A 20,068-nucleotide genomic window follows, 5' to 3' on the forward strand; every position below is an offset into this window, starting at 1 on the left:
CAGCTGCACTGAGTGATAAGGATCAATTTCATATTGAAAAAGGGTTGTTCTACGGATTCATTCAAAAGTTGAAAATTTTTACCGCGGGATTTTATTGGGAATATGGCAGTGGTAAAAAGTTTTGGTGTGACGAAAAGGTTACCTACCAGAATCCAGGTGTATATGTTTCTGAGGAACTGGAGTGTTCCATTTTTTTATTAGTGGAATAGTGCTGTATTTCTGGCTCTGGAGTGCCCTCTAATTTAGGGGCAGATCAACACCCTCTCCATTCTGTCCAACTGATATTCCGAGCCGTCTAATCTAATTCCTGTGTTCTATGCTTGCCTATTTCTACGGAAGTATAGGTTTCCTATTGAATAGTTTTAGTTGAGTCTTTCTGGGCAACAAAAAAGCCCACAGACAGAGCTGTGGGCTTAACAGTACCGGTATTGAATTTATATTCGCGATACCGAATTTTCTAGAGCTTTTCGGCTACTTTTTTCGTCTTTAGTTACGCACAGGCGCCGCACTAAACTCCTTGATCACCAGGTTTGCAACCGCCAACTGGCCATCGTGGCGGAAGTCCACCGCAATGGTGTTGTTGGCTTGCAGCAGTTCAACAGGCACAGGAATTTCCAGTGTGTTGAAGTAGCGTTCGGCGTTGTTTGCCCGGCGGCCACGCCAGTCAATGGGTGTTTCGACCACTTCACCATTCACGGTGAGAGACACAATGCCGAGGTTGGTGTCGACCTTGTCGTCTTCATCCGGATAGAGTGCCACGGTCAGGCGCAGTTGCGCTTCAGCGTAACCTGCAGGTACCGACACATTGTTAATACTCAGTGTCTTGGCACCGCCGGCCACGGCAATGCGGTGCGGTTCACTGCCACCACTTACGCTGTTACCGAAGTACTTCTTCTCATCCATGGACTGGTTGATAGCGATGTTGTTACCCAGGGTGTAGCGCAGAACAACCGTTGCATCGGCACCCAGTGTCAGTGTGCTCGGGGCTTGCTGCATGTGGTGACGATCGGTCACGGTGTCATAGCTGCTGTCGTAACGCATATTACGCATTTCAACATTCTGTACTGCAGTGCCGCCAAGACCTGCCACATTCAGGTTGATGGTAGTGGCATAGGTCTCCAGATTGTTGATGATGACGAACAGTTCGTTGCCGTTTACGTAGGACTGCACCTGTACGTCCGCATCGGTGGAAACACTGTCTACACGGGTACCGTCGACATCCGCCCACAGTTCGAAGAACTGGATGTAGTCGGACCACTTCCACTCGTCACTGTTCAACGCAGTCTCTTTCATCAGGCTGTAGTGGTAGGGCGCAGTACAGGTGCGTACTTCGTCATAGCCACAGCCGAATGGCTTATAGCCCCACAGCGGTTTCGCCGGGGTGAACGGCATGGACTTGATGACATAATCCGGACGCTCCAGAATCTGCATAAACATGGCGTTGAAGGATTTCATCACCTCAGACTCGTAGCGATTGTTGTGCACCAGGTAGTCCCAGCCACCCTGTACCGCACCGTACTCAGACAGCACGATAGGCTTACGGTTGGCTTCACCGTTTTGGTAAACGTCGTACCACTCCATCATGTCCAGCATGGCGTGCAGGTGACCGTTACGGCGCAATACCGACATGTTGTCGCCATCGACACCGGGCCAGTCATAGACGTGTACCGCGTAGAAGTCCATGTTGTGGCCGGCAGCATCCATAAAGCCTTTCCACATCACATCCCACTGATACCAGTCTTGGTCGCGGGTATCGTCCACTGTGGTAGCCATCGCATTCTCAAAGAAGGCTTCGGCAGCGGCTTCCGCCTCCGGATCTTCGTCGGTAATCCACTGTGCGTAGTTATCGTCTCCAAAGCGAGAAATACCATCGCGACGATAGAAGTCGTGCTGACCCCAGGTCATGCCACCGATCAACGGTGCTTCATTCCCGAGCTTCGCACGGATTTCCTGCGCTACGAGGTTGTGGTATTCCCACAGCGCTTCCTGGTTAGTGACCATGAACTTACCGGTTTTCATTTCCATGTCCGGTTCGTTGATCACTTCCCAGTACTTCGGCATTGGATCACCAATGAAGCCGTTACTGCTGTTGGCGTAGTAGTGCTTCAGGTACTGGCCCATCCATGCGGCGGAGGTCTGGATATCCATCGGCTGCCAGTTGTGCCAGGTCTTCCCGTTGTCGTACCAGCTCAGTGTCGGGTAGGTGGGGTGTGGGTTGGTACCGGCGATCAGTTCGGTGCTTTCCGGGCTGAAGCGCTTGTAGAAGGCATTGGCTTCATAGTTTTCACGCAGCTCCTGCCCGCGTGTCACCATGTAGTCCATATCCGGCCAGTTTTCCTTGTTCGGGTCTTCCTTGGTATCCGAGAACTTCCAGGTAGCAGTACCGTTGTCGCGCCCGAGGGTCACGTCGAGGGTATTTAACAGGTAGTTCAGCTTGTCAGAATGACCAACCCAGTCCTGCTCATAGATCGCAGTGTGCGCTGTGATATGCCGTGCGCGACCAAAGTCGGATACGCCGTTAACACTATGTGCGATGTTGGCATTTACCGTGACGGTAGCGCTGTGGGTATTACCAACTTGTGCGGCAGAACAGCCGGACTCATTGGCAAACGCACCGGCGGCAGTAGACGGGCAGTTGTCCGCGCTGTCTGCAACACCATCGCTATCGCTGTCTGAGAAACCACTACAGCCCATCGGGTCAACGTTTTGACCGTACGGGGTGTTGGGACATTGATCCGTCGTGTTGAGTACGCCGTCGAAGTCGTCGTCGTCACCACCGGGGCTCGCACAGCCTACGGCATTCACGAATTCGCCAGGTCCGGTAGTAGGACATTGGTCTTCCGCATCGTTTATACCATCTTCATCGGTATCCAGCTGCGAGGGCGCACAGCCGACACTATTGGCGGTTTCCGCTGGGTCTGTGCTCGGGCATTGGTCGCTAACATCCGGAGTACCGTCGCCGTCACCGTCGAGGTTCAGGTCAGCATCACCCACGCGTTCGAAAATGGCGTAGTCGATATTGAACTGGAAGTCCTCGCTGCCGGCACCGTAAATACGGATGGTCAGGTCGCCGGCAAACAGGTTCACTTCGCTGGAAGCATTTACCAGATAGAAGCTATCCCAGTCACCTTGGCTCACCACATCGGTGGTGTTTTTGATCACCAGCTCACCTTCGTGGTCGGTGGCCATCAGTCCAACCGCCGTGCCGGAAGTATTTCCGGTACCCACATAGAACTTCGGACGGTACAAGCCGGATTGATCCAGACTCAGGTTGTATTCCAGGTAGTCACCACTGTTGAAGTAGTTGACGGCCATACCACCGTTGATGGCATAGGATTCGATATCGCCACCTACTACATGGGCGCTTTCTGCCTGCAAGGTAAAGGTTCCGGAAACCGGGCTGCCGTTACCGGGCGAGGTACCACCAGAACTGGAGCTGGAGGAGGAACCGCCGGAGCTGGAGGAACTCGAGGAGGAACTGGAAGAGGAGCTCGACGAAGAACTGGAGCTGCTGCCGCCGGAACTGGACGAACTGCTCGACGAACTACTTGAAGAACTGGACGAACTACTCGAAGAACTGCTGGAGGAAGAACCACCGGTATACGCAAACTCCATGCGGTCCAGGTTCCACTGCCAATCATTACTACCACCGCCGTACACGCGAATTTGTTGGCTGCCTGCTGGCAGGTATACGGTACCCGCGGCTTGCGGTTGGAAGTTGTCCCAGCCGATGTTCGGGACATTGGTTTGTGCCAAAGTCTGCCAGCTTCCGCTGCTGTTTAGCTGGAAATCAATCTGCGCGCCGTTCACCGCAGTGCCGGCGAAGTAGGTCAGGTCGTAGTTGCCCGCCTGAGGTACAGAAACGGAGTATTCCGCGTAGTCACCTTTATTGACGTAATTAATCGCGGTCGCGCCATTGGCCGAGTACACGCTGATTTTTTGCGGCTGGCCGTCGGCATAAGTACCGCCAACCTGCGCGAAGCTTTCTGCTTCCACGGTAAATTCCGTGCTGCCACCGCCGCTGCTGGAACTGCTAGAGCCACCGCTGGAGCTGCTGCTCGAACTTGAGCTGCTGCTAGAGCCGCCGGTGCTGACGAGAGTCAGTTCCAGGGCATCCAGGTTCCACTGCCAGTCGTTGCTGCCAGAGCCAACAACCCGCAGGTTAATAGTGCCCTCTGGAAGCGCAACGTTACCTGCATCCAGCGGCTGGAAGTTGTCCCAGTGGCCAGCAGGTACCGCTTTCTTGGCCAGGGATGTCCAGCTGCTGCCGGAGCCGACCTGGAAATCGATCTCCGCACCAGAGGTCATGCTGGTACCGATCAGGTATTGCAGGTTATAGGTGCCTGCTTCTGCAACTTGCAGGACATATTCGGCGTAATCACCACGGTTTACGTAGTTAATGGCGGTCACACCATTCACATTGTAAACACTGATTTTTTGAGGCTGGCCATCGGCGTAGGTGCCGCCGACGCTGCTGAATGATTCAGCCTCTATTCGATAGTCTGCTGCGGTTGCAACAGTACTGAAGGCGAGGCCTGCTGCCAGCACAGACTGTGCCAGTACCAGGGGGCGCCTGGGGTAGGGGAGTTTCATCGCTTGCTCCGGGATCGAGACACGGTACCGCTTGTGTCGTTTTTATTTTTGAACCGCTCTGGCGTTTCGCCGATACCTCGAAATGGCAAAGCGCACAGGAAGTGGCTTTGAATTGACCGTAGTTGCCGCATCCAGGTGATTAGAATTGCTGTTGGATAAACGGCGGCTGTTAGCGTTATATCTACGGGCGCGACTATTTAACAATAAACTGTTAACAATCGACAATATGATGGGCGGGAATTTTGCCCGTTTTTTCGCGTTTTTTCAGAAATGCGAACTGGTACTGGAGGATGGTTTGACTTGGAGTGGAGATGGAAACCAGGCCGGCAGCAAGGCTGCCGGTCTGGCGAAAGAGTCAAAATTTTGCAGAAAAAAGAATGAATTAGTCGCGCGTCCCACGAACTAGCGGGGTCGACGTGTTGGACACCTGTGCAGTGACAGTGCTGACAAAGCCACCATCGTCGTCAAATACAATTTCAATTGCATTGTTTTCACTCAGGTAACTGTGGTCCACGGGAATCTCGATAACGCCGAAGAACTGTGCGCGACCTTTGCCACCGTAATATTGGTCGTAGCCCTGGTAGTCTTCCGGCACGGACAAGATGTTGCCGTTTATGGTTACAGAAGGCGTGAGGGACTTGCCATGATCTCGGCCGACGCCCAAACGCAAGATTGCTTCGCCGTTATCGCCAAGGGTAACGCTGTTGATGGCGAACGAAATTTTTTCGCCGGCAGTAATGGCCTGTTTGTAAGTCTCTGCGTAGTACTTGGTTTCCATATTGTCGTTGTCGATGGTAATCGCATCGGTAAAGGTCAACTGCAAAATGGCGGTCGCTTCGGCGTTTAAGGTAAACGTTTGCGGCAACTCGGTGACCGAGGTTTCGTCCAGTACAGGCTTTCCAGTATCGTCATAGTGCAATTGCTTGATAACCGCACTTTCAAAACTGTTCCCAGCGATTCCGAGAGTGGCGAGGTCCAGTACCGAAGCTTCCTGTTCCAGGTTATTGAGTACCAGATACGCGGTGTTGCCATCGACATAGGCATTCACCTGTACATCCAGATCGCTCGCCCAACTATCTACGCGGGTACCTTTTACTTCGGACCACAGCTGGTAGAACTTGACGAATTCCGTGTATACCCACGCATCGCCAGTTTCACCGTTCCCTTCTTTTTTCTGTCGCATCAGGCGGTTGGTGTAGGGCATGCCGGTGTCTGGGTCGCGCCCCCATTCCGCCTTGATGGTGACAAACGGGATGGACTTCAGAATTTGGTCCGGTCGCTCCAGCATATTCATGGTCAGGCCGTTCAATGCGCGTAATTTGTAACTGTCGCGCTCTGGCGACCAGGCGTCGTTCATCATGCTGTGCACCGTGGCACCGATCTCGGAAACCATAAACGGCATGCGCGCGCCGGTTGCCATCAGGCTATATTGCTCGAGCATATCGAAGGTGGCTTCAATATTGCTGCCGCGGCGGAGCTGTCGGGTGCCCTGAAATGCAGGGAAGTCATAGAAGTGCACAGACAAGAAATCCATGTTGTCGCCGGCGACATCGATAAACAGCTTGTCGCGCTCTTCCCAGCGGTTGAAGTTATCTTTTTCAAAATCGGGGAATGCAACGGTGTAGCCACCAATCAAGACATTCTCGTGTGATGCCTGATTCCATGTATCGCGATATGCGCGAACTTCGTTTGCCACAGCATTATGGAAATCGAATACTTTTTGCGGGGTGGTGGCGGTGGTGCCTTCACGTGGGTAATCCACCAGTTCGTAAAGAGGCTCGTTCATTACCTCGAGATAAACCGGCTTGGGCTGACCAAATTCATCACTTTCGCCGCGATTAAAATACTCGTAGAGGAAGTTCGCCATATAGTGACCGACAGCGGTACCAAACGGTTCCGTATCGGTATCGGTTGTGGAGAAGCTCCAGCCCATACCCGTATCATCACCATTGGGCCAGTAGGGGTGCTGCTGGCCACCTACGACCATGTCGATGGCACGGTGCCCATGTTTGCGAATCAGATCGCCTTTTGTGCTGGTGTCTTTTGTGTAGTTCCAGCGCATACCGCCACCGTTGGTGATGGCTGAATCGACATCGATAAACCCAGGACGTGCGCCATCTTCCGGCAATTGGCTCAATTGCCATTTCATGCCGCCGGTGTCGCGGCCGAAATAGACATCGTAACCTTCCAGAAAATTCGTCATCAGTTCGGGGTCTTCATTAACCGCGCCGGCGCTTTGCGAATTGCCACCAAACCAGTCGTTTTCGGTATTGGAAGCGTGGACAGTTATGAACTTGCGACGATCAAATTCTGACTCACCGCCCACCGAGTGCCGCATGTTCAGGTTGAAGTCGACTTTAATCGCACTCTCTGCCGGAGGCTCCGGTTCTACAGGCTCTGCCATAGTGGTGACTGTGTAATCCGCACTCACACCACCAATCGTCAGCGTGGCGACGACTTCGGTGCTGTATGCGGTGCTCGAAGTGACACGCACAGCGACACTGTCACCATTCTCAAGGGTGGCGGCATCGCTGGAATAGCTGCCGTTATTCACCGAATACTCTCCACCACTAATGCTGACATTCGCGGCCGCATTGATACCGGAGACGGTAATGGCACCGGAGGTATAAGCCGTATCCAGGTCTGCGTCGTTAACGGCAGAAAATGCAAAGGTATCGGGACGTGTGTCTTGTTGCACACCGCCGTTGTCCTGTGGCGGCTGGTCGTTACCAGGGTTGCCGCTACTGCCTCCGCCACAGGCCGCAAGGGCTGTGGTCAGGGTAAGCAAAGCGAAGCGCGCAGGTAGGGAATAGGGTCTCATCCGCTCTCTCCAGATCGGTTTTATCGTTTTGTCTCGCGGATACTAGCGGCGCCAGCAGCTCACTGTAAATAGTAAATTGTTTACAAAAATCGTGTAATTTGGACATTCCTGACATTGCTGCCAGATTGGCAATGCGCTGCCTTTTCCTTGTCCTTGTGCTTAATAGAACACCTCTTCATGGCAATTTATATGTTGTAGATTGTTAACAAAAGGCGTAATGTCATAGTTACAGCAGTCCCACCTTTAGTCGATAACCAAAAATAATGGGTAAAGTGATGATTGAAACTACCGCGAAGGTCCAGGCGTTTATTGGCCAGTCCCCCGTCCCTTTCTATTCCAATGGTGCTTGGGTAACGGGTAGTGCTGGCAAGTCCATGGCTGTGGAGAACCCGGCAGATAAATCCCATCTGGCAACGATTTCCGAGGCTCTTGCCAGCGACGCTGAGCAAGCTATTGAAGGAGCCCATGCTGCATTTTCTTCCTGGCAAGAGACCAGCCCTGCTGAGCGCGCCGCACTGTTGCGCAAGCTTGCAGACTTGTGTGAGCGCGATGCCGAGGAACTGTCGCAGCTGGAAGCTCTGGATGTCGGTAAGCCAGTGGAAAACGCCCGTGGGTTCGATGTCCCATTCGGCATCGAGTGCCTGCGTTATTTTGCGGATCTCTGTGAGAAAGAAGAGTTTGAAACCCCACTGACTCTCGACGGTATGAAGCAGGCCCGCAAAGTGCGCCTGCCCTACGGCGTGGTCGGTTTTATTTTCCCCTGGAACTTCCCGCTCACACTGTGCCAATGGGGTATTGCACCGGCGCTTGCGGCGGGCAACACCGTGGTGGTGAAGCCTTCTGAAGTAACCCCGCTTTCCACGCTGTATCTCGCCAAATTGGCGGAAGAAGCTGGCTTTCCCGCAGGCGTGATCAATGTGCTGCCGGGTGAGGGTCCGGAAGTCGGCTCCGTATTTACCCAGCACCCGAAAGTGCGCTTTGTTTCTTTCACTGGCTCTTCCCGCGTGGGTCGTCTGATTGGCGAAGCGTGTGGCGCAAACCTGAAGCCGGTGAAGCTGGAGCTGGGTGGCAAGGGCGCGTCCATTATTTGCGACGACGCAAATATCAGCGCCGCTGCCGCGGGTCTGGCTGGTGCTATTACCCTGAATACTGGGCAGGTATGTTGCACTGCGACCCGTTGGATTGTGCATGAGAGCGTAGCGTCCGAATTTATCGAGCAGGTAAAAGCGGAGCTCGACAAAGTGCTGATCAAGGCCGGCATGAATGAAGACAGCCAGATGGGCCCGCTGGTAAGCGAACGCCAACTGAACACCGTTAATGGTTACATTCAACAGGGTCAGGAACAGGGCGCAGAAATTGTGTATGGCGGCCAGCCGCTCTCTGACGCGGAACGTTCTGGTTACTACGTTAGTCCCACGCTGTTGATGGGCTCTGAAGAAAATATTTGCTTCCGTGAGGAAATTTTCGGGCCAGTGGCTTACATCACCACTTTCAAGGACGACGCCGATGCATTGCGTCAGGTCAATAGTCTGGACTACGGTTTGGCCAACAGTGTTTGGACCACGAACAACGACCGCGCTATTTCCATCGCCAAGAAGATGGTCTCTGGCAACAGCTGGGTAAATGCGCACAACGTGTTTGCGTACGGTCTGCCGTATGGTGCCTGTAGTGCCAGTGGCATGGGTGGTGGCGTGAACAGCCGCGAAACAATGCTGGACTACACCCGCAATTTGTCGATCGCCGAACCCGAAGAGGAATAACTGTGGATCAGGTAGCGTTATGTAATTACCTGATCGAAAAAGGTCTTCTGCACTCACAGGATGCAACCTTTACCCCGCTGTCCGGCGGGGTTTCTTGTGAGATCCTGCTGGTAGACGACGGTCAGGCACGCTTTGTCGTTAAGCGTGCGCTGGACAAGCTCAAGGTAAAAGACGATTGGTTTGCGGATATCAAACGCAATATCACCGAGCAGGAATACCTGCGTTATGTCGGTGCATTCCTGCCCGAGTCTGTGCCCGCCATTCTCTATTCCGATGCAGAAAAGTATTTTTTCTGCATGGAAATGATTGAGGGAGGGCTGGAAAACTGGAAGTCGCGCCTGCTACTTGGCGAATATGATCGCCAGTATGCACGCCTTGCGGGGAGCTATCTTGGCAGTATTCACAAGCAGTCCCTTGGTGATTCTTCGGCACAAGCTAAATTCGATACCCTGAAGGACTTCACCGAGCTTCGCCTTGAGCCATTCCTATTGAAAACCGGTAGCCGGCACCCCGGGCTGAACACGCACTTTGTGTCAGAGGCCGATCGGATTGCAAGCACGGCTACCTGTCTTATTCACGGTGACTACAGCCCGAAAAACCTGATGGTTGGGAATGGCAAGCTGGTGATTCTCGACTGCGAGGTGGCCTGGTATGGCGACCCCGTCTTTGATGTCGCCTTCCTGTTAAATCACTTTTTGCTCAAGGCACTGCACAAGCCAAAGAACGCGGCGCAAATTCTGGGCCTGGGCGAGAAGGTGTGGGAAGCCTACTTGGCTGCGGCGGGAGAGGTTGTTGACGATGGCTTCGAGTCCCGGCTGTGTCACCTGCTGCCCATGTTGATGTTGGCCCGGGTAGATGGCAAGTCCCCAGTGGAGTACCTGAATGCCAGCCAGCAACAAACCGTCAGGGACTTTGCTTACGCAGTAATCCCTGATGGACCAACCACATTAAGTCAGCTGCTCCATCAATGGACAGAACTTTTGGCCGCAGAATGATTAGCGGTAAATAAACACGGTAAATAAATTAAGCACGCCATGAATATCCAAAGTATTGACGCGTTTCAAATATACGATTCACGGGGTTTTCCCACAGTTGAAGTAGAAGTCACCCTCGAGAACGGCGTGACCGGTTCTGGCTTGGTGCCCAGTGGTGCATCCACTGGGCAGTTTGAGGTACTTGAGCTGCGCGATGGTGACAAGTCTGTTTTCCGCGGCAAGTCTGTCTTTAAGGCGATTGCGAATATTCGCGAGGAAATTGCCCCGGCGCTGCAGGGCATGGCCGTCGCCGACCTGAAGGCGATCGACGGCAAACTGGTAGAGCTGGACGGCACGGAAAATAAATCCCGGCTCGGCGCTAACGCTACCCTTGGCGTCTCCATGGCGTGCGCCCGTGCCGCGGCAAACGCGCGCGGCGTGCCGCTGTACGAATACCTGGGCAAAGGGCAGGGCACCCTGCTCCCATTGAATGAAATCCAGATTCTGGGTGGTGGCGCACATGCCGACTGGGCCATTGATATTCAGGATTTCCTGATTATTGCGGTGGGTGCGAAAACCTACGAAGAAACTCTGGAGATGACCTTCAATATCTACCATGCCGCCGGTGAAGTGATGAAGGGGCGGGGCAAGAGTGTTGGGCTTGCCGACGAAGGTGGTTGGTGGCCAGCGTTTGACAGTAATGAAGAGCCTTTTGAAGTCCTTCTGGAAGCGGTGCGTCTGGCGGGTTATGAAGCTGGGAAAGATGTGGCCATTTCTCTGGATATCGCCGCCAGTGATCTGTACGACGGTGAGCGGTACCACCTGAAGAAAGACGGTACCTCATTTACCCCCTCAGAGTTTTGTGACCTGATGATTGAGTGGTGTGACAAATACCCGATCATCTCTATCGAAGATCCCTTTGCGGATACCGATTTCGATAGCTGGAAACGGTTTACTGAAGAAGTGGGCAAACGTGTACAGGTAATCGGTGACGATCTCTTCACTACTAACATCGCCCGTATCCAAAATGGCATTGATAACCAGTTGGCGAATTCCGTACTGATCAAACTCAATCAGATCGGTACCGTATCCGAAACCATGGCGGCAATCGAAATGACCCAGAAAGCCGGTTGGCTGCCGGTCGTATCGGCGCGTTCTGGTGAAACGGAAGATGCGTTTATTGCCCATCTCGCGGTTGCGACCAACGCGGGTCAGCTCAAAGTTGGTTCCTTTGCCCGCAGTGAGCGTATGGTGAAGTGGAATGAGGTGTTGCGTATTGAGCGAAGCCTGGGGAAACGCGCGCGTTTTGTCGGTGCGGAGCTGTACCAGACGATCTTCGGCTAGTCGTTCGGATAGTTGTTGGGGTAATTGTTCGAGCGGTTGTAACGACATTCAGTCTGTTCGGCCGGCATGTTGTAGCCGGCCGAACAGACTGAGTGGGAATTGCGCTAATTCACTGGTGCGCACCTGCTTTTGCTACCGCTTGGTATTAGCAGAAAATTTAGCAGCAGCTTTGGGCCTTTGGCGCACAGCAAGCGGACTTTTGCGCAGCTTGCGGAGCAACCGGGGCAGGCGCAGTCTTGGGAGCGCAACAAGCGCTGCGTTTAACATCCATTGCGCCGGCGGCTTCTACCTGGTTTTTCAGTGCCTCCGCAGCCTGCTTTGACAGAGCGGCCTTGGCCTCGCTAAAGCGCTCGGTCAGATAGTCGCTCTGGCCACGCATCAGTATGGTGGTTTTCACCAACTCTTCCAGTACATCGATAACACGGTCGCGGAAGGCGGAGTCTTTGAGCTTTCCGTCTTCGTCGAACTCTTGCCAAGCCTTGGCAATAGACGACTGGTTGGGGATGGTAAACATACGCATCCAGCGGCCGAGAATGCGCATATTATTTACCGCGTTAAAGGACTGCGAGCCGCCGGTAATCTGCATCACCGCCAGACTTTTACCCTGGGTGGCACGCACTGCGGATTGATCCAGCGGCAGCCAGTCGATTTGGTTTTTGAATACCGCCGACATGTTGCCGTGCATCTCGGGGCTGATCCAAACTTGGCCATCACACCACTCAGACCATTCGCGCAGTTGTTGCACCTTCGGGTGATCCGTACTTTCACCGTCGAAAATTGGCAGGTCGCGCGGGTCAAACAGTCGGGCTTCTGCACCGAATTGCTCGAGCATTTCCATCACTTCGTCCGCCAGTTTGCGCGTGTGTGAATTGGGGCGCAGGGAACCGAATAGCACCAGGATTTTTGGTGCAACGTCGGTCGGCGAAACTTGTTGCAGCCTGTGTTGAATATTCTTGGCTGTGTGGTTGGGAAGCATTGTGGTCACCTTTAATCTGTATCTATCTGTATGTGTATCTGTCACGTCTTTGTCTAGATTTTGATATTTCTAAAAATATCGAAATATAGATGAAAAAAACGGGTGCAAAAAACTCCATTCGAGGCGTGCGATCAGTCGCAACAGCCTTGCTGCTCAACGCAGCATTCTTCAGCCAAATAGCCCACCAGCGCACTGAGCGCGGGGAAACAGGCTTCACAGCGCAGTACCCGGCCCTGGCGCTCCTGACTCATTAGTCCCGCGTTCACCAGACGACTGATGTGGTGGGAGAGGGTTGAGCCGGGGACGTCCAGCGCCTGCTGTATGTCACTTACTGCCAGACCCTCCGGACCCGCTTTTACCAGCAGGCGATAGATGGCCAGGCGAGTGGTGTGACCCAGCTCGGCGAGTTTTTTGGCAGCGTCTTGATGTTCCATGTCTGAACTGTAGTGAGTGCGCGATCATTTGTAAACTATATTTCTAGATTTATCGAAATATTTGTTGACCGTTCGTTCACATCAGTGGTTCATGTCTCTTGTTCGCGCCAATGTGATTTGCTGCAACTTTACGGGCTCTGCACGGACTCTGCGGACGCGTTGATAGATCCACGGTCGGCCGTCGCGCGTAATAGGTTGCCATATAAAGAATAAAATTGGAGAAGACCTTGAGTGATTTGATTCAGTTGGTATACGCGAGCCGGGCCACGTTCAAGCCCGCACCCAATAGCCAGGGAGTTGAGCCTTCCGTCGCCCGCATATTGATGCAGAGCCGCCGCAATAACAGTCGCGTCGATATTGGTGGGGTGCTCTATTTTGGCGATGGGTACTTCTTTCAGGTGCTAGAGGGCGATCGCACCGTGGTCACCGAAACCTATGAGCGAATCACCTCTGATCCCCGTCACAGCGACGCGACGATTCTGTCGTTAAAAAATACGCGTGAGCGGGGCTTTAACGAATGGTCGATGAAGTATGTCCCGGTAGATGACGCAGTACGCGCATTTTTGGCAAGGCGCGGTGAGCGCAATTTCGCACCGTTCAAATTTTCAGGTGGTGATGTGGAGGCATTGGTTCGCTTGCTGCATGCCCAGGGTGAGGGCGGCGCGACGAAGGCGAAGCGAAAGTGGGATCTGGGCGGGCTGCTCGGAGCGCCCGCGTTACTGAATCCTTTTCGCCGGTAATCGGTATTGCTAGTGTTTTTGCATGCGCCCCAGATTTTCTGAGAGCAGGCTGCCGACATAAAGGTAGTCTGGTGTTTCAAACACACCGGTGGTGGTGGCATAACCGCCAGAGGGGTCTTGCAGGTCTTGCAAGACTTCACCTTCTTCATTGATCGCTATGACGTGGCCGTAATAGGTGGCTTTGGGGCGCATAAACTGGGGCAGGCGTTGCACGATTTTGCGTAAAAAGGGGCGGCCGGATATTTTGTCCAGCAGCGGGTTTCTCGGCGATACCAGACCGACCCAGTACTTTCCGTCCAGTCCACGGTTCAGGTTATCGGGGAATGCCGGTAGCTCGCCAATTACTTCCGAAAGTGCACCGCGATTGTCCGCGGCGATACCCACTCGCACTACCCGGTAGTTACCGGTCTCATTGACCAGCACGGATTGTTCATCGGACGCCAGTGCCAGACCATTGGCGAAATTCAGCCCCTGATAAATCAATTTTGTTTTGTTGTCCGCAGGCGAGTAGCTCAACACGCGCCCGTGACCACCGTGCTCCATCAGGTCTAACAGGCTGGCGGGGTAGCTGCCACCCCACTGCTTGGCACCAAACTTCATTGAGGCGTCGGTGAAGTAGATGGTGCCGTCGCTGGCGATATCCAGATTATTCGCGTAGAGAATCGGAGATTCACCAAGCTTGTTGGTGAGCAGGGTCTGTACACCGCTAGGGCTGATAGAGAGCAGGCCCAGGAAGGCGTCAGCCACAATCAGGTTTCCCTGTTGGTCAAACGCCAGCCCGAGCGGGCGGCCGCCGGTTTCAGCAAATACTTCGCGGTTAGTGCCGTCTGCGTTGAGGCGCAGGATGCGGCCTTCATGTACGGAAACATAGATCCGGCCCTGGTTGTCCAGCACCACATCTTCCGGGCCCGTCCATTCACCAATATCGATCTGATCAAGCCCGGCCAGCTTATCGTTGACCGCAAACTGGCCGCTATACCCGGGGTTGGCGGGGGCCTGCCAGGCCTGGGGGTTGATAGGCACCGGTGCGAGAAGAAAGTAACCAAGTACAAGTCCCAGTATTAGTGTTATTGAGATGCCTGCTGTTTTCATTTTTTCCTTCTCGCTAAGGCTGAAATTTGGAGTCTGCTGAGTCTATGTGCTTCGACGTGTCAAATCTACAGATGCGAGACCGGAAGGGTGGCAAGTACAACGGTGCCACTTACGGCTGATATACGGCTCTTGCTGAATTAGCTTCTATATTCACCGTATTGCGACTATCGACACGGTGCTTCATATGCTTTGCAGGCGGCAGTTCTTTTTGCTCTTTTTCACGTTTTTCACCTTTTTTACCGTTTCAGGTTCTGCGGTATCGGATCCGATCGTGCATGACGCCGAACATTACATTCTCGAAGCGCAATTCGGTGAGCGCTGGCAGCAGGAGGATCGTCAGCTGAATCAGCGCTTGGCAGAGCTGCGAGAAAAACACGGTACGCCGCCGAATATTGTGCACATCATGTGGGACGATACCGCGTTGGGGGAGGTGGGCATCCCGGCCATTCAGAGTGTGCGCGGGTTCAAGACGCCGAACATCAACCAAATGGCGAATGACGGCATCAATTTTATGCGTATGTACACGGAGCCCGCGTGTACGCCGACCCGCGCAGCCTTCCAGACCGGGCGCTATGCGGTGCGCAGTGGCATGCATACGGTATCGTTTCCGGTGGAATACTCGGGGATGGATGCGGGAGAGGTAACGATTGCCGAGGTGTTGGACAAGGCTGGGTATAACACCGCGTTCTTTGGCAAGTGGCATCTCGGCGATACTGAGTTCAGTTACGCGCATAAACAGGGCTACGACGAGGCCTTTTTCACGCCATACAACCAGGTGCCCTCCATGTGGATTCCGCAGGCGGAAGTGGCAAATGTAATAACCGGACTCTACCCGGATCTGCATGGCGAGGATCAATACGATCTCGATCAATCTCACCAGCCCCGCGGTGTGGTTTGGACCATCGAGGGCACCAAGGGTGGTCCCAGCCGAGAGTGGGGCCCTCCACCGGATATCAAAAATTACTGGGATATTGAGACTGAGGCGCAAAAGCGAACATTGGCCTTTATCGACAAGAGTGTCGCCGACAAAAAGCCGTTTTTCATTTCCTATCAGCCGATTTTGACGGCATTCTTTCCCGATCCTCGCGAGAAAAAGCGGCTTACGGCGAATAAAAATGTAGGCGCGGAAGGGTTGGTCAAGCTCGATGCGTTTGTCGGCAAACTGTTTGAACACTTGCAGAGCCAGGGGGTTGCGGAAAACACCTTGGTGATTGTAATGGCGGATAATGGTCCCTTTATCCACTACGGCCCGCGTGGCATGGTGGAAACCTTATACCGTGGCGGCAAAGGGGACTTTACCGAGGGCGGTGTACGGGTGCCTATGCTGGCTACCTGGCCGGGGGTCATTAAGCCCGGGCAGATTGTCGGGGATATATTGCATGTAACCGATTTGTATACCACGTTCGCCAACCTGGGTGGCGCTAAGAAATATATACCGCGCGACCGGATTATCGATGGCGTGGACCAGACATCGCTGTTCCTGAATGGGGACGGGTTCAGTCGCCGCGACTATGTGATGATTTACCAGGGGCCAAATCTGGCGGCTGGCGTAAAGGGGCGCTTCAAGCGGGACTGGAAAAATGCCGAAGTGGGCTTGTCAAAAAACGAGTTCTACGACTTGTTTACCGACCCGCGCGAAATGCATGGCGAGATGATTGAGCAGTTTCATGTAAAGAGCATGTTCAACCGGCAGCGGCAGCGCCACGAACTGTGGATTAAAAAATACCCGAATCGCCCGGACGCAACGCCGGGGCCAGCACTGACTGGTTTGGAAAATGTGCGGCCTGAGACCGTGGAGATTTATACCGCACCGGTTGATCCCAAAAAGTTACCGTTTGACCCGCAAGAGGTAGGCGAGCAGCCACTGCCTTTTAGTGGTAGTGACTTGTAGTGCTGTATTTTGTATCGCGCAACTAAAAAAGGGGGCCATTGGCCCCCTTTTTTAGTTTGTATGACTGGTGATTAGTTACTCAGCACGAACTTATCCAGGTTCCACTGCCAGTCGTTACTGCCGACACCATGCAGGCGCACCTCATACGTACCTGCCTCCAAGTAGACGCTGCCACCGTCTAGTGGCTGAAAGTTGTCCCAGCCCTGGTTCGGTACAGGCGTTGCCGTTTTACTATTCCAGCTACCGCCTTCGTTCACCAGAAACTCAATGCTGCCACCGGTCACGCCGCTACCCACGTGATAGGTAATGGCATAGGTGCCCGCGTCGGCAACATTGATGGTGTAGTCGGCAAAGTCACCGGCATTCACGTAATTAATCGCGGTGCTGCCATTGGTGGTGTAAACGCTGATGGGCTGCGCCTGCCCGTCGGCATAGGTGCCGCCGACAGAAGCGAAGCTTTCCGCTTCCACGGTGATGGTGGCACCAGTCGCTGGTGGTGGCGGTGGTGTGCTGTCATCCTCGGTTTTGGTAAAGCGTATTTCATCGCCGTTCCACTGCCAGGCACTGCCACCAGCGCTTTGTACACGGATGGTGTGGTTGCCTGCTGAAGCAATATAAATCGTGCTCGGCAGGGTAAATGTGTTGTACAGCTCCCAGTCACCGGTACTGCTCAGGGGAATGGTACCTACGTAGCTGCCGTCCACCTGCACATCCGCTGCGATGCCGGACGTGGTGGGGGAGGCGGCGAGCAATTCCACGTTGTAGTTACCCGCTTCCGGGAAGTTTACGGTGTAGTCGCCCCAATCCCCGAGGGTGTTGTAGTTGATGTTGTCGCCATTGGCGTTGAAGCCAGTAACGGTGTCGCCGGCAACGGCAGCGCCTGCTTTACCGGTAGCGGAGAAGCTGCCCATTTCAACGCGAATGGTTTCGCCGCTTCCCGGGTTGCCCCCATTACCTGGATCACCGCCATTGCCTGGGTCGCCGCCCCCGTTGTTGTCTGCCACTGGCTTGTAGAAGCGTACCCAGTCCACCAGGAACTTGTTGCGGCTTGGGTCAGCGAGCTCTTCATCGGTGGGTGGCAAGGTTCCCTGCGCATCGCGCCAGGGCTGGTGCTCCGCATCAAAGATGACCTGCATCGGCTTGCTGAGGCCATTGCCGTTGGTGTAGCCATAGGGGTCAATCATTTCAACACCGGAGACGGTGCGCACGTGCTCACCATTTACGTAGTACTCCAGTGTCCACGGGTCGATCCAGTAAACGCCAATACGGAAGAACTGGTCACGCCAGTGGCCGCCATCGGGGTTCGGATACCAGCTCCCCGCATCTTTCGGCTGGTAGTCCTGAAACGGCTCGCGGATAAATACGTGATGGCTGAGGTGCAGGCGCTCGTCAAACCAGGTCTCGCTGGGGCGGTCACTGCCGTAGGACTCCAGTACATCGATCTCTTCCGTGGAATCCGAGCTCAGCAGCCAGAACGCATTGGCCAGCGTGAGGTTGGTGATTTTTACCCGCGCTTCCATAAACAGCGGATAGGTCATGCTCTCCTTCGAGTGGATGGCGCCTGTATGCACTTTGATGGTGCCGGGCTTGCGGCTGGCCTTGATGACCAGGTTACCGCCTTCCACATAGGAGTTGGGGGCGTAGTACTCGGTTTCACCCGGGCCTAGCCAGGGGTTGATAAAGCCTTCGCTCCAGCGCTCAAAAAAGGTCGCACTCTTGCCGACGGGTGGTGCGGCGTAGTTGAAATCGTCAGAAAGGTTGTGGAGTTCCCAGGTATTTCCGGCTCCGGCATCGGCAGGAACAGGAATATTGTCCCAGTCCGCAGCCAGCGCGGAGGATGACAGCGCAAGGGCCGCCAAAGTGAGAGAGGTGGTTTTCATCGCGTCTCCTTGTGCCCCCGGTTTGAGGGGCGGTTATTGTTATGCCGAGGAGAGTAATGTAAATTGTTAACAATTGTAAGGGGCGACCTTGTTCTCGTGATGGTGTAGCCAGCGATTGCTCGATCACGTCACAAAATAATAAGAGTGTTGATAAGCGCATTAACAAGAGTAACCAGGCAGATGAGCGGCGGGACCAAAGGACGGAGCGGCAGTGCTAGCGTAAAGAGCGGCAAGTTTGGTGTGCTCGCACTGATTTTCATCAGTGTGGTGATCAACTACATGGACCGTACCAATATTTCGGTTGCGGCCAATGCGATCTCACAGGACCTGGAGCTCTCTCCGGTACAAATGGGGATTATTTTTTCGGCGTTCGCCTGGACCTATTCCATCATGCAGATTCCCGGCGGCATGATCGTCGATGCGGTGCGTGTACGGATCCTGTACCCCTTTATCCTGATCGCCTGGTCGTTGGCGACGGTTGTGCAGGGGTTGGTTAGCTCCCTCGCGGCCCTGGTGGGCTGCCGTATGGCGATCGGGCTGTTTGAAGCGCCCTCGTATCCTGCGAACAATAAAATTGTTACCCATTGGTTCCCTGAGCGTGAGCGCGCCAGTGCTATTGCGGTGTATACCTCTGGGCAATTTATTGGATTGGCCTTTCTGATGCCCGTGCTGGCGGTGATTCAGGAGTGGTTTGGTTGGCGTGGGCTGTTTATCGTGTCGGGCCTTATCGGCATCGTCTGGGCGGTGGTTTGGTATTTCCTGTATCGCGAATCGGGAGAATCCCAAGACGTCGTCAAGGAGCGGGAAGAGGATGCCGGGCAAGCAGAAACCCATTCAGTGGCGGCGAAACCTGTACGTGGGGCCCCGCAACAGGCGGCAATTAATTGGCAGAGCCTGCGCCTGGCGTTTTCTAGCCGCAAACTGTGGGGAATTTACATCGGCCAGTTTTGCCTTGGCAGTACCCTGATTTTCTTTTTAACCTGGTTTCCTACCTATCTTGCGGAGTACCGCGGTATGGGTGACCTCAAAACCGGCTTTCTTGCTTCCATTCCTTTTCTCGCTGCTTTTTGCGGTGTCTTGCTCTCCGGCTTCACCTCCGATTGGCTGGTGCGGCGTGGGTTCTCCAATGAATTTTCACGTAAAACCCCGGTCATCATTGGGCTTATGCTCTCCTGCTCGATGATTGGGGCAAATTATGTGGAGTCTACGGCCGCGGTGACATTTTTCCTCTCTCTTGCCTTTTTTGGCAATGGCCTTGCCTCTATCACCTGGGTATTTGTCTCCTTGATTGCGCCCAAGAATATGGTCGGTCTTGTAGGGGGTTGTTTTAATTTTGTTGGTGGCATGTCCGCCGTAATTATCCCGGTCGCAATCGGGGCGCTCGCACACGATGGTGATTTTCGTCCTGCCCTGGCATTGATTGGTGCGCTTGCCATGGTGGGGCTTTGTTCCTATTTATTTCTCGTTGGAAAAATCGAGCAAATTGCGCTGCACGAAGGCGAAAAAGGCTCCACGGTCGAGCCCCAGACTGCGTAAACACCCAAATTTTCATAATCAATCAGG

Annotated in this window: 13 protein-coding genes; 7 read left to right on the forward strand and 6 right to left on the reverse strand. The window is 54.0% G+C overall.

The window, feature by feature from the left end:
• Window positions 1-486 precede the first annotated feature (486 nt).
• Window positions 487-4,593, reverse strand: a complete 4,107-nt coding sequence (locus KUV22_RS00580; protein WP_222227726.1) for a carbohydrate-binding protein — start codon at window positions 4,591-4,593, stop codon at window positions 487-489.
• Between the two features lie 145 nt (window positions 4,594-4,738).
• On the opposite strand from KUV22_RS00580, the gene KUV22_RS00585 reads away from it, so the two are divergent.
• On the forward strand, window positions 4,739-4,999 hold the full coding sequence (locus KUV22_RS00585) for a hypothetical protein (protein ID WP_222227727.1): 261 nt from the start codon (window positions 4,739-4,741) through the stop codon (window positions 4,997-4,999).
• Here the strand turns inward: KUV22_RS00585 and KUV22_RS00590 are convergent.
• Window positions 4,976-7,414 (reverse strand): agarase, encoded by a 2,439-nt coding sequence (locus KUV22_RS00590; RefSeq protein WP_222227728.1) that lies wholly within the window; start codon window positions 7,412-7,414, stop codon window positions 4,976-4,978. The two genes, KUV22_RS00585 and KUV22_RS00590, sit on opposite strands and share 24 nt — an antisense overlap.
• Window positions 7,415-7,689: 275 nt before the next feature.
• Between KUV22_RS00590 and KUV22_RS00595 the strand changes: the two genes are divergently transcribed.
• The 3 genes from KUV22_RS00595 to eno are packed head-to-tail and all read left to right on the forward strand — an operon-like array spanning window position 7,690 to window position 11,492.
• On the forward strand, window positions 7,690-9,174 hold the full coding sequence (locus KUV22_RS00595) for an aldehyde dehydrogenase family protein (protein WP_261319047.1): 1,485 nt from the start codon (window positions 7,690-7,692) through the stop codon (window positions 9,172-9,174).
• Window positions 9,175-9,176: 2 nt separating this feature from the next.
• On the forward strand, window positions 9,177-10,169 hold the full coding sequence (locus tag KUV22_RS00600) for a phosphotransferase family protein (protein WP_222227730.1): 993 nt from the start codon (window positions 9,177-9,179) through the stop codon (window positions 10,167-10,169).
• 39 nt (window positions 10,170-10,208) lie between these two features.
• The gene (eno, locus tag KUV22_RS00605; protein ID WP_222227731.1) at window positions 10,209-11,492 is read left to right on the forward strand and encodes a phosphopyruvate hydratase; all 1,284 of its coding nucleotides are present in this window, start codon (window positions 10,209-10,211) and stop codon (window positions 11,490-11,492) included.
• A gap of 157 nt (window positions 11,493-11,649) precedes the next feature.
• Here eno and arsH read toward each other — a convergent pair whose 3' ends face one another.
• Both arsH and KUV22_RS00615 read right to left on the reverse strand, forming a co-directional pair.
• On the reverse strand, window positions 11,650-12,468 hold the full coding sequence (gene arsH / locus KUV22_RS00610) for an arsenical resistance protein ArsH (RefSeq protein WP_222227732.1): 819 nt from the start codon (window positions 12,466-12,468) through the stop codon (window positions 11,650-11,652).
• A gap of 131 nt (window positions 12,469-12,599) precedes the next feature.
• Window positions 12,600-12,902, reverse strand: coding sequence for an ArsR/SmtB family transcription factor (locus tag KUV22_RS00615; RefSeq protein WP_222227733.1), 303 nt, complete (start codon window positions 12,900-12,902; stop codon window positions 12,600-12,602).
• Between the two features lie 227 nt (window positions 12,903-13,129).
• Between KUV22_RS00615 and KUV22_RS00620 the strand changes: the two genes are divergently transcribed.
• Window positions 13,130-13,642 carry a BLUF domain-containing protein gene (locus tag KUV22_RS00620; protein WP_222227734.1) on the forward strand — a complete coding sequence of 171 codons (513 nt, stop codon included), beginning with the start codon at window positions 13,130-13,132 and terminating at the stop codon, window positions 13,640-13,642.
• A 9-nt stretch (window positions 13,643-13,651) separates the two neighbouring features.
• On the opposite strand, the gene KUV22_RS00625 is transcribed toward KUV22_RS00620, so the two are convergent.
• Entirely contained in the window at window positions 13,652-14,734 is a 1,083-nt protein-coding gene (locus KUV22_RS00625) for an SMP-30/gluconolactonase/LRE family protein (RefSeq protein ID WP_222227735.1), read from the reverse strand.
• 271 nt (window positions 14,735-15,005) lie between these two features.
• Between KUV22_RS00625 and KUV22_RS00630 the strand changes: the two genes are divergently transcribed.
• Complete coding sequence (locus KUV22_RS00630; RefSeq protein ID WP_222227736.1) at window positions 15,006-16,625, forward strand: sulfatase-like hydrolase/transferase; 1,620 nt, start codon at window positions 15,006-15,008, stop codon at window positions 16,623-16,625.
• Between the two features lie 71 nt (window positions 16,626-16,696).
• On the opposite strand, the gene KUV22_RS00635 is transcribed toward KUV22_RS00630, so the two are convergent.
• Window positions 16,697-18,505 carry a carbohydrate-binding protein gene (locus tag KUV22_RS00635; protein WP_222227737.1) on the reverse strand — a complete coding sequence of 603 codons (1,809 nt, stop codon included), beginning with the start codon at window positions 18,503-18,505 and terminating at the stop codon, window positions 16,697-16,699.
• 180 nt (window positions 18,506-18,685) lie between these two features.
• Between KUV22_RS00635 and KUV22_RS00640 the strand changes: the two genes are divergently transcribed.
• On the forward strand, window positions 18,686-20,041 hold the full coding sequence (locus KUV22_RS00640) for an MFS transporter (protein WP_222227738.1): 1,356 nt from the start codon (window positions 18,686-18,688) through the stop codon (window positions 20,039-20,041).
• Window positions 20,042-20,068: the final 27 nt, after the last annotated feature.

This window comes from Microbulbifer agarilyticus, assembly GCF_019800665.1.
Lineage (GTDB): Bacteria > Pseudomonadota > Gammaproteobacteria > Pseudomonadales > Cellvibrionaceae > Microbulbifer > Microbulbifer agarilyticus_C.

Bases quoted from the DNA above. Each gene is read 5' to 3' on its own strand.
- KUV22_RS00625 (WP_222227735.1), bottom strand. From the start codon at position 14,734: ATGAAAACAGCAGGCATCTCAATAACACTAATACTGGGACTTGTACTT.
- KUV22_RS00640 (WP_222227738.1), top strand. From the start codon at position 18,686: ATGAGCGGCGGGACCAAAGGACGGAGCGGCAGTGCTAGCGTAAAGAGC.
- KUV22_RS00615 (WP_222227733.1), bottom strand. From the start codon at position 12,902: ATGGAACATCAAGACGCTGCCAAAAAACTCGCCGAGCTGGGTCACACC.
- arsH (WP_222227732.1), bottom strand. From the start codon at position 12,468: ATGCTTCCCAACCACACAGCCAAGAATATTCAACACAGGCTGCAACAA.
- KUV22_RS00580 (WP_222227726.1), bottom strand. From the start codon at position 4,593: ATGAAACTCCCCTACCCCAGGCGCCCCCTGGTACTGGCACAGTCTGTG.
- KUV22_RS00635 (WP_222227737.1), bottom strand. From the start codon at position 18,505: ATGAAAACCACCTCTCTCACTTTGGCGGCCCTTGCGCTGTCATCCTCC.
- eno (WP_222227731.1), top strand. From the start codon at position 10,209: ATGAATATCCAAAGTATTGACGCGTTTCAAATATACGATTCACGGGGT.
- KUV22_RS00595 (WP_261319047.1), top strand. From the start codon at position 7,690: ATGATTGAAACTACCGCGAAGGTCCAGGCGTTTATTGGCCAGTCCCCC.
- KUV22_RS00590 (WP_222227728.1), bottom strand. From the start codon at position 7,414: ATGAGACCCTATTCCCTACCTGCGCGCTTCGCTTTGCTTACCCTGACC.